11 protein-coding genes and 1 tRNA gene are annotated in these 15414 nt (G+C 56.0%); 7 read left to right on the top strand and 5 right to left on the bottom strand.

The annotated features are described in order from the left end of the window. Positions 1-655: 655 nt before the first annotated feature. The gene (locus CEE69_RS26850) at positions 656-1777 is read right to left on the bottom strand and encodes a hypothetical protein (RefSeq protein ID WP_233215684.1); all 1122 of its coding nucleotides are present in this window, start codon (positions 1775-1777) and stop codon (positions 656-658) included. Between the two features lie 709 nt (positions 1778-2486). Between CEE69_RS26850 and CEE69_RS26845 the strand changes: the two genes are divergently transcribed. The 6 genes from CEE69_RS26845 to CEE69_RS26810 all read left to right on the top strand — a co-directional run bounded on the left by CEE69_RS26845 (position 2487) and on the right by CEE69_RS26810 (position 7903). Continuing rightward, positions 2487-2942, top strand: a complete 456-nt coding sequence (locus CEE69_RS26845) for a hypothetical protein (RefSeq protein WP_099263652.1) — start codon at positions 2487-2489, stop codon at positions 2940-2942. Positions 2943-3042: 100 nt separating this feature from the next. Further along, the gene (locus tag CEE69_RS26840; protein ID WP_099263651.1) at positions 3043-3486 is read left to right on the top strand and encodes a hypothetical protein; all 444 of its coding nucleotides are present in this window, start codon (positions 3043-3045) and stop codon (positions 3484-3486) included. A gap of 278 nt (positions 3487-3764) precedes the next feature. Next, the gene (locus CEE69_RS26835) at positions 3765-4550 is read left to right on the top strand and encodes a S1 family peptidase (RefSeq protein ID WP_233215683.1); all 786 of its coding nucleotides are present in this window, start codon (positions 3765-3767) and stop codon (positions 4548-4550) included. Positions 4551-5844: 1294 nt separating this feature from the next. Further along, positions 5845-6258: a hypothetical protein gene (locus CEE69_RS26825; protein WP_158231081.1), complete on the top strand. Its 414-nt coding sequence runs from the start codon at positions 5845-5847 to the stop codon at positions 6256-6258. A 576-nt stretch (positions 6259-6834) separates the two neighbouring features. After that, positions 6835-7371 carry a carboxypeptidase-like regulatory domain-containing protein gene (locus tag CEE69_RS26815; protein WP_099263646.1) on the top strand — a complete coding sequence of 179 codons (537 nt, stop codon included), beginning with the start codon at positions 6835-6837 and terminating at the stop codon, positions 7369-7371. 118 nt (positions 7372-7489) lie between these two features. Then, positions 7490-7903, top strand: a complete 414-nt coding sequence (locus CEE69_RS26810; RefSeq protein ID WP_099263645.1) for a cyclic-phosphate processing receiver domain-containing protein — start codon at positions 7490-7492, stop codon at positions 7901-7903. A 378-nt stretch (positions 7904-8281) separates the two neighbouring features. Here CEE69_RS26810 and CEE69_RS26800 read toward each other — a convergent pair. The 4 genes from CEE69_RS26800 to CEE69_RS26780 all read right to left on the bottom strand — a co-directional run bounded on the left by CEE69_RS26800 (position 8282) and on the right by CEE69_RS26780 (position 12445). After that, positions 8282-8355: transfer RNA gene (locus tag CEE69_RS26800), tRNA-Arg, on the bottom strand. Between the two features lie 100 nt (positions 8356-8455). Next, entirely contained in the window at positions 8456-8815 is a 360-nt protein-coding gene (locus CEE69_RS26795) for a hypothetical protein (protein WP_099263643.1), read from the bottom strand. Positions 8816-9008: 193 nt separating this feature from the next. Then, positions 9009-9497: a DUF1579 domain-containing protein gene (locus CEE69_RS26790; protein WP_099263642.1), complete on the bottom strand. Its 489-nt coding sequence runs from the start codon at positions 9495-9497 to the stop codon at positions 9009-9011. Between the two features lie 332 nt (positions 9498-9829). Beyond that, entirely contained in the window at positions 9830-12445 is a 2616-nt protein-coding gene (locus CEE69_RS26780; RefSeq protein WP_233215682.1) for a c-type cytochrome, read from the bottom strand. Positions 12446-13050: 605 nt separating this feature from the next. Between CEE69_RS26780 and CEE69_RS26775 the strand changes: the two genes are divergently transcribed. Further along, positions 13051-15408, top strand: coding sequence for a coiled-coil domain-containing protein (locus CEE69_RS26775; RefSeq protein WP_099263661.1), 2358 nt, complete (start codon positions 13051-13053; stop codon positions 15406-15408). Positions 15409-15414: the final 6 nt, after the last annotated feature.

The following is a 15414-nucleotide window of genomic DNA, read 5'->3' as shown; positions in this document are numbered from 1 at the left end:
GCTGAAGGCTTGGTCTTTCTGGGCATCTGAGGTTCCTTGAGTTCTTTTCAGTTTAAGGACTCGCGTGGCCCCCAAAACCCAGGCCACCTCAACTCTTCCGGAAAATGCAGCAGGCCGACCAAGCCAATCCCGAGCAAAACGATGCCTACCCTCCCCCAGAAATCTCACTGAACACTCGCTTCCCGACCCCTCCCGCTGCTGAGGTCGTGCAGTTTTTTGATGCCGCTTTTCGGCTGACTTACACACGGCGTACCTCTCCCGAAACGAAGTTTGGGGAGAGGTCGAGCGACGCCGTTCAGGCGTACGCGAGGGTGAGGGCCGAGCATGGGAAAAGGCGCGCACTACCCTCCCCGGAATTCTCGCTGCACGCTCGCATTCCGACCCTCCCCAACTGCGTTCAGGAGGGTGATTTCAACCTTGCGAGCACGGCACTTCAAAACTGCACGACCTCTGCTCGGGCGGGGTTCTCAAGGCGTTACTGGCAAAGCACTTGAAAGCTGCACTCCACGCCAATCCCGTGAGGGGAATGGCGAAGATTAAAAACAGAAGCCAGACCAATACCAAAGGAAGGTTTGCCATGAAATCGGTCGCTCCAATCAACGAGAATCGCACCGGCGAGGCCAGTGCGAGCACGGTCCGCTTTTAACGAGCTTCTCTATTCTTGGACAGCTTCGAAGATCGCGATTTGGCCATCGTTGGGTTTGCCGTTCGAGTTTTCGCCACCGTTACGCCACGACAAGACAATGCCGAACAGTTTGCCATCGATTTCAACGGGGCAGAAACCGTGCATGTGCTGCATCAAGTTCAACGTTTCATAAGTCGCGGGTACCAAGGCACCGGCCGGCTTGCCGTTTTCCAACACCAACACGGGCGCCGATCCATTGGTCTTGGGCAACGGGTTCAACAGTGGCAGAAACATGTTGTCGCCGACGTGGAAGAGGTTACAAGGGTTGGAACCCTTGGGCAGTTGGATGAAGTACTCCTTGTCCGCACCCGGCGTGCGAAGCTGAGCTCCACCTGGAGTGAAGGAGAAAATGCGACCGTGCGAACGGGATGCAATTTCAACGATTTCTTTCCCGTCTGCGGTGGCGACCTGCACACCATGGCCAGTGTTCAGCATGCCGCCGCTGCCTTCTCGGCCGCCCCATGCCGGACCGCCCCATTTCCACTGGCCGTCGACCAATTCGGCGGACAGAGCAAAGTCACCAGGTGCGTATCCGATGACAACAACCAATCGCTTTGCATCCGGCAGAAAGACAACATCGCAAGGAGTGAACCGTCCGCCTGACTTGAAATATTGATTGACGGTCGGGTTGTCGAATTCGTCGCCCTTGGGCTGAGTCAGTTTCGCAAGGACTTCACCGCGTTTCGTCACAAACACTTCTTGCGTGTTGGTCGAAGCAAACGTCCAGTACGATTCGCCATCCAAGACAAAACAGTCGGTTCCATGAGCGTTCATGCCGGCAGCGAACACTGGATCCTGGTCTTCAACGAGAGTCCATTCCTTCAACTCGGAATCGAGCTTCACGAGCCCGTGCTTGGCAACCACGGTCACGATCTCACCCGTCAGCAAATCCCGGTCGGCGTTGTTGTGCAGCCCGCCCTTTGCGGCATCGAACATGGCTTCGGATTGCTTGCCAAGATCGGGCCGGTGTTCCCAACGATACGTTTTGCCGTTCGCTTGGAACTTGTTCGTTGGAGCGGTTGGGTCAAACGCAGCGGCGGATTCCGTGGATGTCTCGGCGGCATCGCCATGGTCGTGACCTTCGTGGGCCATTCCATTCATTGGAATTCCGGCGAGTAGAGCAAAGACGGAGCAGATGAAAAATCGGGTGTACGACACGATTGAGAGTCTTTTTGGAGGATGATGAATCTGAAATGCACCGGCCGTGGTGGTAGTTTCCACGAGCCATTTCGGTGCATCCTGCGGGTGCCAATCTCTGTTTTCTGGGCCAGATCTGTCAATTGGGTGACGAAACCGAGGGCCGTTTCCAGCTCGAGCCTGCCCACAAAATCGCGGCAAAAGGCTCTGTGGCGACGATTCTACTTCAAACCGAACAGCGATCGCACGCTCTTCAAATTCACTCTCCAAAATAGACGGGAGTTCAGATCGGCCAAATCCCAGCGGTTCTAAGCGGGTAGGCAGGAATAGCTGGGTAGAACCTCACGTAGGCGAGTCTCTCTGAGACTCGCAAATAACAGCGTCTCGGGGAGACGCCGCTACGTGCTCAAGCCCAATGACTCCCGCTCACGTGCTTAGGGCATGGGAATTGCGACTTCGATACATTCGACATCGGCCAATCCGCCATCCTCTCCCTCCTCGATCGCGAGGCAGTTTCGATCGTTGAGTGCGGTTCCGGCAGCGCGTATGCTGAACAGATTGCGACGACGAGAGACCGCGACGAAGCAGGTTACATCACGTTTGCCGCAAACAAGAATCTGGCGCTATCGTTGTCTCTTTCAGCGTTTCCCAATGCCGCAAAAGAATGACCCAAAAGCAAACCAAGTCGGCCATGGTGGGGCCTCGGCAATTTCAGTGGCAGGGCGGTGGCTGGTTTGGATGCGTGATCGGCGGATCCGCTTGGCTGGTTCCCATGTCGGCGATCCTTGCGTTGAACGGTCAACCCATGCTCGCTCTGGTACCTTCGGGATGCTGCGTGCTGACGATTCTTGTTGGACTGGCCCTTTGGCACAACCGTGACGGGGTGCGTCCGTTTCGAGCATTGATTGGCATGTTGATACTATTCTCGATCACGACTCCATTTGCTTGGTTCACCGTTGCAACCAACGCAACGGCGGATTCCCTTGTGCTCCTCAATTGGCCTCATTCAATTGCGATCACTGCGATGGTCGCGCTGATCTGCCCCACCATTGCGATCTTTTTTTGCTTCCTTGAACACTCTCATCACGGCACGTCGAAACAGGCAAACCAAGACGCGTGAACTCCGATCAGACGCGCATCGAAGTTTTGAACATGTGGTCTCCTCGCCCGCCAACCGAGCGTCCTTCCCCAATCAAAATCGATTGTGAAGATCAAATCTGTTGACAAACCCTTATCGACCGCCGCAGTCTGATGCCAGTTTTGATCTCAGCCATCAAGCCGTTCGCAAACGAGTTTCGCGACCAGCGACCGCACTGCTCATCATGGCGTCGATCCATGCCGTGCTTGTGACGATCCATCTTGTTTCAGCAGGCTTTGTCTATTACCAGCAGCTTGGTTCTGGGATTTCGTTGATCGCGACCGGCACCGCCGCCGCACAACTCGTGTCGATGATTGTGATCTCCATTGGCGCTGCCAAGCTTGGGTTTCTAGAATCGTACCGAATGGCACGCATCGGATCGATTCTCGCGTGCGTTCCCTTGCTGACACCCTTCGTCTGGCTAGGCATCCCATTCGGGATTTGGGCATTGAGACTACTCCGTGATCCTGAGGTCCGCGGAGCGTTCAAAGATCAATCAATGCCCGATGAGTTGGATGGCAATTAAGCATCCACGGCCACGAACTGGACGTCGAGTTGGATGCGTTCGACCAAACACAATACAAACGCGGCATACGTTGACTCGCAGCATCAGTTTGGATAGACCGTTTGAGCTTGCTGAAGCGAACCGTGGCTAACGCCAAACGGCTAAAGTGATCGTGGGAAGGAACCGTGGTGGATGTCAAAAGGGTCGAGGTGATCGATGCTCATCAAAGAAACCAGTGTCCACGCAACCTTGGTGAGTAGTTGCGACTTCTTTCCTCTCACGAGCTTGGCAACGAATTCATGCACCGCATCCATTCCCTGGTAAGAAATGCGTCCGCATTGGCCATTGCCGTGGTGGCATTCTCAGCGTCGATCGATGCGTCTGAACCCAAGCCGATTGAAGCGTGGGACAGAGTTGTTTGCATTCAAAGCCAGGTCGAATCGAAACCTGACACAGGCAAGCTTTGCTCGGCGTTTCTCGTCAACGCAGACGAGCGGTTGTATCTCGTGACGGCTGGCCACGCTTCATCTGAAACAAACCTCAAGAGCAAGCTTCGGTATCGAGATCCAGATGGCGTGACGCAGTGGGTATCGCTCAAGACATTCTTCCGAACATCGACCAATCCGTGGCAACGAAACGAGCAATCCGACTTCGCGATCGCAGAGCTTCCCGATGTCGATGGTGCTGAAACGTACCGTTCTCATCTTTCTGCACTCTCGATCTCTTTGGATTCCATTTGCACCGAAACCCCGCCTCGCACGACCGAAGTCGTGACGGTCGGGTTTCCGCTGGCCATCGGAGCCGGTGATGTGATCTCACCCGTCGCGGTGGTGGGGCATGTCGCATCTCGCGAAACGAGCACGGCGAATAGTTGGGGGCACGAACCAATCGTGTATTGCTCGCCAGCCCTCGCTCAAGGAACCAGCGGCGGCCCAGCTTTCCTGAACAACCAGCCGGACGGAGAACTGACGGTGATCGGCATTTACGTCGGCGTGGTTCACGACGTATCGGGTGCCAAGCTGTCCAAGATGGTTCCCGCCCACCTGATCCGCGCGCACATCTCGTCACAGCAAACGAACGAATAGCGACGAATTGAGCGAGAGACGATCTCGCGTCATTCGACGTCCGCGAGCTGCTGCCAGTACCGGCGGTTCAATTCCGCAATTGGCGACCGCGTGGCATTCGGCAGCAATCCACACTGCGATTGATCGGCTTCTGATCGTCAGCAAACGGGTCGGGTGGAGCCTTGCCTCGCCCCTCGGCAGCCAGGAGAATAGATCCCATCGGGATGGGAACAGGTGAGAACAAGCCGTCCCTCAAGAGTTGTTCTCACCGCTGAACCGTCCGAAATATCCTCAAACACCTATTCTCACCCGGTACAACAGGTGAGATTCAAGTTATCCGTGGCAGTGTAGGATCGTAAGCACTCCTGTAGTGAGCTACCAATACTTTGACACCACTCCCACGACCAACGGAGGTACGGAGACTCACGCTGAACGACGCTAGTAAGCGTGCAGCTTCAATCGCCGCAAGCGCTGTCGCAAAACTGAATGGACATGGCTGGGTGCCGACCGTCGCGGAGATCGGAACACCGGATCCAATTGATCCCCGCCCAGCAGGCAAGACGCCAACTCGTTGGATCGTGCAAATCGAATGGTCGCCTGCTGATGGTCGCGACGCGGTACTTGACGGCGGTCCAATTGCGATTGTCGATCTTCTGACGGAGTCGGTAGACTGGCTGTGACTGGAACCCAGGAATCGGGTAACCATCGCGTGCACCCGAGTACGCGAGTCAACGTTTTTGAAGTGGAAGATCTTTCGCGCGTACCGGGTGACGCGTATCGTTACCCGACTGTAGTTGCAGACCGTTGAACATCGTCAACCCTTACGATTCCGCGAGCAAAGTCACCGCCCAGTTGGATTCTGGACGCGGCGTGGTGCGGACATTCGTTGCGCCATTTGTTCTTGGCATTGCAAGTGGCTTCCTCGTTTTTGTGTTCACAATGGTGACTGGGGTGCACGGCGGAATGGACACAACCGGGTACTACGTCTATGGCCCGCCGATTTGGATGGCAAGGCTTGACATCGACGAGATTACTTTCGTTGTTTCGCTTGCAATTGCATCTTGCCTCATGTGGGTTCTATACTGGTGGTTCATTCTAAGGCAATCCGCGACGCCTCCGGTCTTAGGTCGCGTTCTCATTGTCATTGTTCTGCACGTCACGCCTGTAGGTGTATACCACGCTACGTTCGGCTTGCCCAAACTACGCGGAGAACCATGGCATTCACACGGAGCGGGGCTTGCGGCCGAATTTGAAATGGACAACTTTTCTCTCCCCGCCCGGTGATGCCCGCCGTTATCCGACTGAATTGCATCCGATGAAACACACTCCGATGTCTGCTCGGTCAGCTACCGCTCGCTTAGCAATGCTTGCATGCCTTGCACTGTTCGTGCTCTCGCTCATCCCGACCGTACCGCCAAGGTTCTTCGCGTTTTCGGCCGCATTACTGTGCTTGGGGCTTCCCGCGGGTTACGTGGTTCCTGGATTCGACAAGCCTGGGTTGGGGTTCCTGCTTGACCTCGCAATCGGCGGCTGGGTGTCGTGGTTGCTGTATCCGCAGATTCGAGAGGCGATCGTTGAAAACTCCGGCGGCTCTACAGCGTGCATCATTACTGTCAGCTTGGCTATCGTTGCTTACGCCATACTTGTTTACGGTATTCGGTATTTGCTGGGGCATAGTGAACGGCTGCGTCAATTCTCAACGGTCGCCGACACAGCGACAAACGGATAACCATCGCATCCAACGGAGGACGGGTGGCACGCGTTTTGGCATGCTTGCAAGTCATTCGCCCGTTCCCCGTGATTTCTACCGTTCGCCGTATCAACATGGTGTCGCGCCTAATCGAATTTTTCTCTCTGAATCACAGACGATGGATGCTCGAGAATCGACGGTCAATCCCTACAAGCCCTCCGCCACTAGCGGAGCTCAAGCAACGCGTCGAGCTACCCGACGTGGTTTGCCGATCGTAACGGGTCTGATTTACGCGATCTTCTGCGCTACTGCTCTTCTCTCGAGCGACTGGCTTGGCACAACGATTCCAACGGGGCTGATTCTCTTTATCCACTTGACCATCTTGCCGTTCGACCTTGCGCTCGGACTCTACATCTACTTGGGGTACAACGCTTTCGTTCCGGGTTTGTTCGTTGGATGTATCTCGGCGTTCGCATTCGCTGCGTTGTGTCATGTATGGGTTTCGTCTGGATTCAGACATTGCAATGCCTTGGCACAGGATTCTTGCGGGATGCATAATCTACCGCAGCGGATAACCCATACGTGAGCCGGAGAACGGCTTGCAAGATTTTACAGATGGAAAGTCAACAGTCCGTTCCCGATTACGGCAAACGTTCCCCGATTGAAATGTTCCGGCGACAAATTCGAGGATGCCTTGCGATTCTTGCGGGCACGACACTCCTGATAGCCTCATGCACGCTCATTCGCGGCGAGATACCGCTATGGGCGATACCAGCCGTTCACGGTGTTATTTCCGACGCCTCAACCGGAATTCCAATCGCTGACGCATTCGTCTCTGTTTCCAACGATACCGATCCTCGCATCGTTGCAACCGCTCGATCTACCCCGAACGGGCATTACACGACGAAGCCCGCCCTAACTTACGAGTGGTTCACGCTTCCAGGTGACCGCGTGGAACACTGCACGGTTTCGGTTTCGGCCGATGGGTACGTAACCACAAAGACCTCTGCTGTGCACGATACTGGCGAATTATGGGCTGGCCAGCCGGCCGCTGATCGCTACATTGACTTTATCCTTAGGCCGGACGCGGTAGGCGATACAAAGCACTACAACGAATGGGACGTCGAGCGTGAACAGGCCGGGGAACAATGACATGCGCGGGAGCACGGCTTGCGGCTTTTTTTCCAATGGATATTGAACTCTCCGTGCCCCGTGATGTCCGCCGTTCCCCGACTGAAGAGACTACACGCTAATCGTGAACTTTCTCGTGATGCTAGAAGACGACTTGGATCGCATCTTGCGTTTCCGCGCCGTTCTTGCTCTGCATCATCCCGCGGCAACGCTGGACGTCCATCGAACTGCTCCCGATTTCATCGCCGCGTATTCCTGTCTCGATCGCGCCCCTGATCTGATTTGCCTCGACCACGATCTGTTCACCGATTCACCTGATGACCCCGATCCGGGTGATGGCCGTGATGTCTCTGCGTACTTGGTGACACGCGAACCAACTGCTCCCGCGCTTATACACTCGACCAACGCCGTCGCGGCTGACTCAATGCTGTATTCGATGCGCGACCATGGATGGAACGTAGATCGCATCGCGCCGCTTGGCGAGGACTGGATCGAGTCGCACTGGTTTCCGACCGCTCGCAAAATGCTAGCCGATCACGATGCCCAACGTTAGAATTGCGGGGAACCACCACGATCGGGACATGGGCCCGGTTGCCCGGGACCCCTCCCACGCCACCTAGCATGCGGGACCGCACCAGGCGGTTCGTCGCAAGGATGCAAACGAGTGCCAACGCTCTTCCGAATTCAACATACCCTCGGCGGTCAACGGAATGAACGTGACAGAACCGTGCGGTACACCAAACGACGGGAACCGCACTACCTGCAAACGACCGACGCTCATTGGAAGCGAGCAACCGAAGAATCGGTCGGCGGTGTCGCGGGCGGTTCCATCCTTGCTGAACGGAGGCAATCAGGAGCCGTCGTTGATGACTCGAAAACCAGCGAAAAGCCGATCCTGATCGGTGCTGATGAATCAGGATCGGCTGAGAGGCACGCCCAGGTGGATTCGAACCACCGACCTACGGATTAGAAGTCCGTTGCTCTATCCAGCTGAGCTATGGGCGCGAGGGGAGGGTCGCTCGATGGCGACGAGCGGCAGTTTAAACCACCGGTTTCGATTTGGCGAGTTGACCTGGATGGTTTTGGTAGTCGCCTGAAACGCCGCTCAATCGCCCGTGTGGCCGGTCTGCTCGTAGGACCAACCGCAATCCCCGCACTCGTTCTCGTCTTCCGCCATTTCTTTGCCGCACGCCAGACAAGCGTCCTCATCCGAGTTCGCCATCACTTCATGACGAGCCTTGGATTGCGTCCGTAATTGACTGGCGATTTGTTTGGCATGTGCCGCCTGAGGCTCCGGCACGTTCACCTTGACGCCCCCATACGCACCGGAATGCATCCAATTCATGCCGACCGTGTGGTTGTTCATCAACCGGGGAGTCAAACCTTCGTGCGTTAGCAACATGGCCAACATCTCTGCATCGACCACATGATCGAACACATCGACGACAACAAAATTGGTTTGCATTGGACGGATCTCGGTAGGTTTGGATTGAAACGCGATCCATTGGCGGGCCGGAGGTGAGGGTCGCGGGTGGCTCGTCACTTGGAAAGTGACGGCTACTGTGCACCGAACTCGGGCCACTGGGGTCGCAGATGAATGGGCGAGGAATTCATTGCTTGTGGGCGCTCAATCCAACTGCTCGTATGCCTAAAAGTTTTCACGACTTTCGCTGGTAAACGGTTTCAATCGCTCTGGCCTCTTCTCCGTCAGGCGTGACGTTGTAGGCGGTGATGATCAGGCCGGATTCTCCATCGATCTGGTACTGGGTCTTCCAGCCCCAACGTGGATGCTCCTTTCCGACATCGTAGTGGCCGAAGACTTCGAAACCTGAATGCGCACTCGATGAACCTTCGGCCACGAGAATCGGCCCACGCGAAATCATGATCGCTCCGCTCATGTGAAAGTCGTCGACCCAAGACACTTCGAAGTTCTCCGTGACTTCATTGAAGGCGATCCATTCTTCGCCGTGACGCAGGCGGCCTTGAATCTGACCTCGATACACGTGACGAAGGAAGCGGCCTTCCAGCATCGGCTTGATGCTGCCGGAGACTTCGGATTCGTCAGCGAGCTTGCCGGGCTCGAACCAGGTTCGGCAATTCCCTTGCCACTCACCGATCAACGCATTGAAAACTTGCTTGGCGGGCATGGGAGCACTTTCGAACGGGTTGCAAAGATTGAAATGATCGGCGACCGAATTTTAGCCCCGTTAGCTAGCGTTTTGTTGCAACAAGGGAAACCGAACCCACCGCGTGCATTGCGATGCCGTGCTGACGCCGCGGGTTTGATGTGCGTGCCCACACTGCAACGCATTGTCCAAGACGTTGCCGGGCAGCGGGTTCATGCGAGAGCCTGAGAACGATTCGACCAGCATCAAGCTGCAATGGCGAAGCATTCCAAGATTGGTCCGTCATAAAAAACGACCCCGGAAAGGCGGGCTTTCCGGAGTCGTTTGCGGTGAGATCTTCGATCGACGACGAACTATCGTTTGGCGACCGGTTGCGTGTAGATCGCGTGCTTGGCGTTGCCACCGGCTCGCAAGTAAGCGACCAAGTCAGCGATTTCTTCCTGGTTCAGCGTGTCCAACAAACCGTTGGGCATCATGCTGACCTGGGACTCTCGCGTTTGGATGACGCCTTCGCGGTCAACTTCCGTCAACGACGATGGATCCAGCATGTTGGTCATTACACTCAGGACCTTGTTCCGCATGTTGATCACACGCCCGGTGATGACTTCGCCATCCTCGGTCAAGAACTGAGTCGATCCGTATTGGTCGCTGATAATTTTGCTGGGTTCGATGATCGAAACCAACATGTCACGCGGACTGAACTTGCCGCCGGCACTGGTCAAATCAGGACCGAGGATCCCGCCTTGCAGTCCCATGCGGTGGCACTTGTAACAAGTCGCGGCGGCGAACATCGCTTTGCCGTTTTCGAAGCTGGGGCGACGATTTTCATCACTTACCAAATCAACCAGATCATCGACCTTCCATTCCTTCACGAATTCGCGAGGCGGTCCGGCGGGAGCCTCATCGGTTCGTTTTGGCTTGGCGAGCACTTCGGCCAGCGACTGCTTGTCAGCATCGGACAGTCCGTCCACGGTGACCTTCTTGATGTTGTCCAAGAAGCCGCCAAAGGACATGCCGCCACGAGCGGTTGCCATTTCGTTGAACCATGCCAAGTAATCGCGGCGGAGATCCATGCTCCAGCCTTCCTTTGCCGCCCGCAACGCCATCGCGTAGTGGATCTGGCTCTCTTGGCTGGGCGAATCCTGCAGAGCAGCAACAACCGCTGCGGTGGACTCGGGTGCGTTCAGGTAGATCGCCATGATTGCCAGTTCGCGGTCCAGCGAATCGACACCGGATGGGAACTGACCTTTGACCTTGCCGATCAATGCGTCTCGTTGAGCTTCGGTGAAGTCGCCCAAACGCATCGCGACCAATCCAGCCGCACGAAGGAAGTCGATCTTTTCGTTTGCACTCAACGATTCCAGGTCGATCGATTCCAACGCTTTGACAGCGTCCGCTTGATCGGCCTTTTCACCGGTCCGTGCCAAAGCAACGACACCGAGAATCTTCGCTTCGCCGTTTGCTTCGTTCAGAATTGTCTTCTTCCAAGTCGCTGGCGAACGATGTTCCAGAGCGACTCGAGCAGCGAAACGAATCGCACGGTCGTCGTGACTCAGGTTCGCAATCGCAAGCTTGACGGCTTCGTCGGCACTGACGGACAGATCAGCGTCGGCAACGTGCAAGGCTTCGATGCTTTGACGCAACTCACGAAGTTGCTCGGCGTCGTCTGATGCGGCAACGACTTCTTCGGCCGCGTTGGCCGCGTCCAAGTCACCGGTGTACTTGATCCGGTACAGACCGCTTTGCGTGCCCCGTCCGCCGATCGCGAAATACAACGCTCCATCGGGGTGAATGACCAAGTCGGTCACGGGCAACGGTGCGGCGGTGGCGAAGGTTTCGTACGTGCCGCTGTAGCTGGATCCGTCTTCGGTCAAATGAACCGCGTGAATGTTGCCGTAGCTCCAATCAGAAATGAACAGAGCGTTCTCGTACTTTTTCGGAAACTTGGCTCCGTAGCCAAAGACGATCCCGGTCGGCGAACCTGGACCGATGTCGACAGCCGATCCAAACGAATCAGGATAGTAAGCAGGCCATTTGCCGGTGCCGTTGCGCCATCCGAATTCGGAACCACTGATGACGTGGTTGATTCGCGTTGGACGGTACCAAGGCGTGCCGACGTCCCATTCCATGTCAGCGTCGTAGGTGAACAGTTCGCCTTGACGGTTCAGAGCGATGTCATAGGGGTTTCGAAAACCGGTCGCGATCAATTCCACTTCGCTGCCATCGGGGTTCAGCGAGCAAATGAATCCACCGGGTGCCATGCGATTGGCATTGTGACCGCGAGCATCGGGCATGCGACCGAGCAAGTGATCTTCCGTCCAAACCTTGGGCACTCGCGAGTGGGCGATGTCTTCGGGCAGGTTGGTATTGTTGCCCGCGACCATGATGATGCGTTTGCCATCGGGAGTCACGATCAATGCGTGCGGTCCGTGCTCACTGCCGCCGTTGAGCGGGATGATGTGCTCTTTCTTGTCGTATTGGTCGTCGCCATTGGTGTCAGTCAAACGCCACAAACCGCACGGGAATTCGCGAGCGTTGACGTTGGCGTACAGCGAACCGAAAGCACACAGCAAACCTTGGGCACCAACGAAATCGATTTCGAGCTTTTCAACTTTGGCTTCGCCCGAGGTCATGTCGATTCGGAACAGCCCGCCGGATTGATCGCAGGCGATCAAGCGGCCTTTTGGATCGACGGTCAAACTGACCCACGAGCCTTCTGAATCCGCAGCGACTTCGTGCAGCAATTCGACTTCGAAGCCTTCAGGGACTTTGAATTGCTCGGCGGGCGTGACACCCAACCCAGCAGCGGAAACGTTCGAAAGATGAACTTGGCCCAGTCCGAGAACGCCAAGGATGGCTCCCAGATAGACGATGGAGGACGTCACCGGGCGAATGAGCCGGAACGACGAGTTTCCCGCGTATTTGCCAGCGAAAACGCCAGCAGACGTGGAAGAACGGAGGGATTTCATGGACGAAGCAATTGCCGAGAGGAAGGGGAGGGGTGGGGACGCGGTCGCAAACCACGCGGTCGAGCGTTCGCTCGGAGAAGTCCATATATTAACCGGCGGCCAGGGCAACCGCCAACCAACACGGTGAAGATCTTCGAAGTCCCTCTCGCCAGCCCCACAGCGGCGTGAAACCGCACCGATCGATCCCGTCACGCCCTCCTCTTCCTCGCATCAGCACAGGTGCGTGGCCGAGCGGACTGTCGTTCGGAATCCCACGCTTTATCTTGGTTGAAGTGTGTTTCTGACTTCTTGCCAGCGCCTCCCGTACGGGAGGCCCTGCAGTTTCCAAGCTGTTGTTTTGCTACGCGTTTATCATCATCCTCCCCTTGGGAGGGTCGAGCGAAGCGAGGGGAGGGCTCAGCATTGAATCCAGCACGTAACCCTCCCCGGCCCGAAGCGGCCCGACCCTCCCAAAGGGAGGGTGAAGTAAAACTGCACGGCCTCCACACCCCCCGAAGTGGTTCAGTGGCCGTTTGGGCTCGACACGTCAGCCGGTGGCTTGCTACAGGCCACTTGAAGCGTGGTTTCTGCCACGCGTTCTCGTTTGTTTTGTGTTGGTGGCTGCCATGAATACTTGGATCGGAATCCCGTCTTTTACCGCCCTCGTCTGCATGATGGCGGGCATCCTGGCCGGCCATTTGCTGTGGTATCGCGACCGCTCGCGAGACGTTCAGGCGATCAAAGACGCTGAGAAAAAGTACGCGAAAGCGAAAGCGGCAGCTCGAAGTCGAAAACACCATTTCCTCGGCATGCAAAGCGACATCGATTCGCTGCAATCCAACCGAGACGAAGTGAAGGCGGAAAACGAACAACTGCGTCAGTGGCTGAAGGATCAAAAGCAGCTGACGGCCGAAGCGGAAACCGAACTCGGCCACCTGCGGACCGAACACAGCCGCTTTGAATTGGCGGCCAAGGACGCGGAAGAAGCACGCGACGCGAAGGCCGAATCGCTGCAACGGGCCGAAAAAGAAATTGAATCGTTGCGTTCCGCTTTGGCGGACAACGAGACTCGATTCGAAGAGTCCGCTGCCAAGATGCGAGAGCTCGCCGAGACCGCCAAGGCAACCGGCGACGAATTGGCCAACCGAGAGAAGCAACAGGAATTCCTGATGCAGGCCAACGAGCAACTGAAAACACAAAATGCTGAGCTCGAATCACAAGTCGAAATCACTCGCGGTGAAGTCTTCGCGGCCGAGGAAGCACTGAGCGCGTTCAAACAGCAACAAGCCACACTGCAAACCGAACAACAACAATCGCTCGGCCAGATTCAACAGATCCAAGCCGATTTGAGCGCCGCCAACGAAGAAGTCGAGTCGCTCTCTCAAGCCAACGAATCATTGATTCACCGAATTGAGGAAGCCGTCACCCAGCGTGACGCGGCGATCTTGCAACGCGATCAATTCGCCGCCGAACGTGAAAACGTTTCCAACGAATACGACGAAACGGGTCAACGCTACGCCGAACTACAAAAAGAATACGAGAACCTGCGATCGCAACACGAAGTCGCCATTCAAACCGCGACGCAACACGAAGAAACGGTTCAATCAGTTCGCGAAGAATTGCAGACTCGCACCGAAGAAGTCAGCGAACTCAAGACGGCTCGCATCCAGCTCGAATCTGCGTTCCAAGAGAACGAGTTGAAGCTGCAAACGTTGCAAGGCGAACGCGAGGAGTTGGCAGAAGAACTCGACGAGCGAACGCTTCGGATTCAAGAGGCGATCGACAGCCGGGTGATTGCCGAAACGGCGCTCTCGGAAATTGAAAATCGTTTGGACCTGACTTGTGCTGACCTGAATTCAAAACTGGAAGACAGGGCATCGCAATTGGCGACAACTGAATCCAGTTTGGCCGAGACACAGTCCCAGCTGACAACAACGGTGGAAAAACTATCGACCACCGAAACGCAACTCGATCAAACGCAAACGGCGTTGACCGTCGCCGAATCCAATCTGACGGAAACACGTTCTCAGTTGTCGACGATCGAGTCTCAGCTGACGACCGCTGAATCGAAACTCGCCAGCACCGAATCAGAGCTGGATCAAACCAAGACGGAATTGCAGACCGCTCAATCCAATTGGACTGACAGCCGATCCAAATTGCAAGAAACTGAGTCCAAGCTTGCCTCGACCGAGCAAAAGCTAGCAACCACCGAGACGCAACTCGAACAAGCACAATCCGAGCTGGCATCCACTGCGTCGCGACTGGAAACCACGGAGTCATCCTTGGCTGCCGCGATCATCCAACGCGACCGTCACGAATCGACCCTGCAAGAAATTCACGTGTCGACGGAACAGCTTCGCAACGAGTCGACGCAGCTCGAAGCCACGATCGCTTCCAAAGACGATGCGATCGAACAACTTCGAAGCAGTTTGCAAGAACAACAGGATGCAGTGTCGAGGCACCGCGCCGAAATCGAACGCCTTCAATCGGTACGTCCCGAATTCGAAAAGCTGAAGCAAACGGTTTCGGATCGCACCAACGAAACCACGCGTCTGGCTCAGCAGGTCAAGAACCAGCAGCAACGCGAATTGGAACTGCAACAAGAGATCGACGAACGCAACCAACAGGTTCACTCGCTGCGTCGTTCGCAAGAACAATTCGAATCCCGAATCAACGAGCAAACTTCCTTGGTTCAGCGATTGACCCAAGAGCTGAAGTCAACGAAGGACTCGCTGCAATCCGCTCGTCAGCACGAACCACGTGCGAACGCGATGCAATCCCAGGTCGGCGACCTGACCGAAGAACTCAAACGAGTCTCCGGTGAACTCGACCAAAGCTTGGATACAAATGCGGAAATGCAAGAACGCATGCGAGTGTTGGAAGGCAAGCTGCACGAGAGTGCCGCGGTGATGCGAGACCTTCGTCGCAAGCGAGCTCACGTCCCCGCGTTGGATTCCAACGAGAACCAACGCCGCGCTGCGTAGTCATCG

The organism is Rhodopirellula bahusiensis (assembly GCF_002727185.1).
Lineage (GTDB): Bacteria > Planctomycetota > Planctomycetia > Pirellulales > Pirellulaceae > Rhodopirellula > Rhodopirellula bahusiensis.
This window is presented reverse-complemented; position numbering and strand designations above follow the sequence as displayed.

Coding starts and splice junctions, on each gene's coding strand:
- CEE69_RS26780 (WP_233215682.1), bottom strand. CDS start 12,445: ATGAAATCCCTCCGTTCTTCCACGTCTGCTGGCGTTTTCGCTGGCAAA.
- CEE69_RS26850 (WP_233215684.1), bottom strand. CDS start 1,777: ATGGCCCACGAAGGTCACGACCATGGCGATGCCGCCGAGACATCCACG.
- CEE69_RS26815 (WP_099263646.1), top strand. CDS start 6,835: ATGGAAAGTCAACAGTCCGTTCCCGATTACGGCAAACGTTCCCCGATT.
- CEE69_RS26810 (WP_099263645.1), top strand. CDS start 7,490: ATGCTAGAAGACGACTTGGATCGCATCTTGCGTTTCCGCGCCGTTCTT.
- CEE69_RS26795 (WP_099263643.1), bottom strand. CDS start 8,815: ATGCAAACCAATTTTGTTGTCGTCGATGTGTTCGATCATGTGGTCGAT.
- CEE69_RS26845 (WP_099263652.1), top strand. CDS start 2,487: ATGACCCAAAAGCAAACCAAGTCGGCCATGGTGGGGCCTCGGCAATTT.
- CEE69_RS26790 (WP_099263642.1), bottom strand. CDS start 9,497: ATGCCCGCCAAGCAAGTTTTCAATGCGTTGATCGGTGAGTGGCAAGGG.
- CEE69_RS26825 (WP_158231081.1), top strand. CDS start 5,845: ATGAAACACACTCCGATGTCTGCTCGGTCAGCTACCGCTCGCTTAGCA.
- CEE69_RS26775 (WP_099263661.1), top strand. CDS start 13,051: ATGAATACTTGGATCGGAATCCCGTCTTTTACCGCCCTCGTCTGCATG.
- CEE69_RS26835 (WP_233215683.1), top strand. CDS start 3,765: ATGCACCGCATCCATTCCCTGGTAAGAAATGCGTCCGCATTGGCCATT.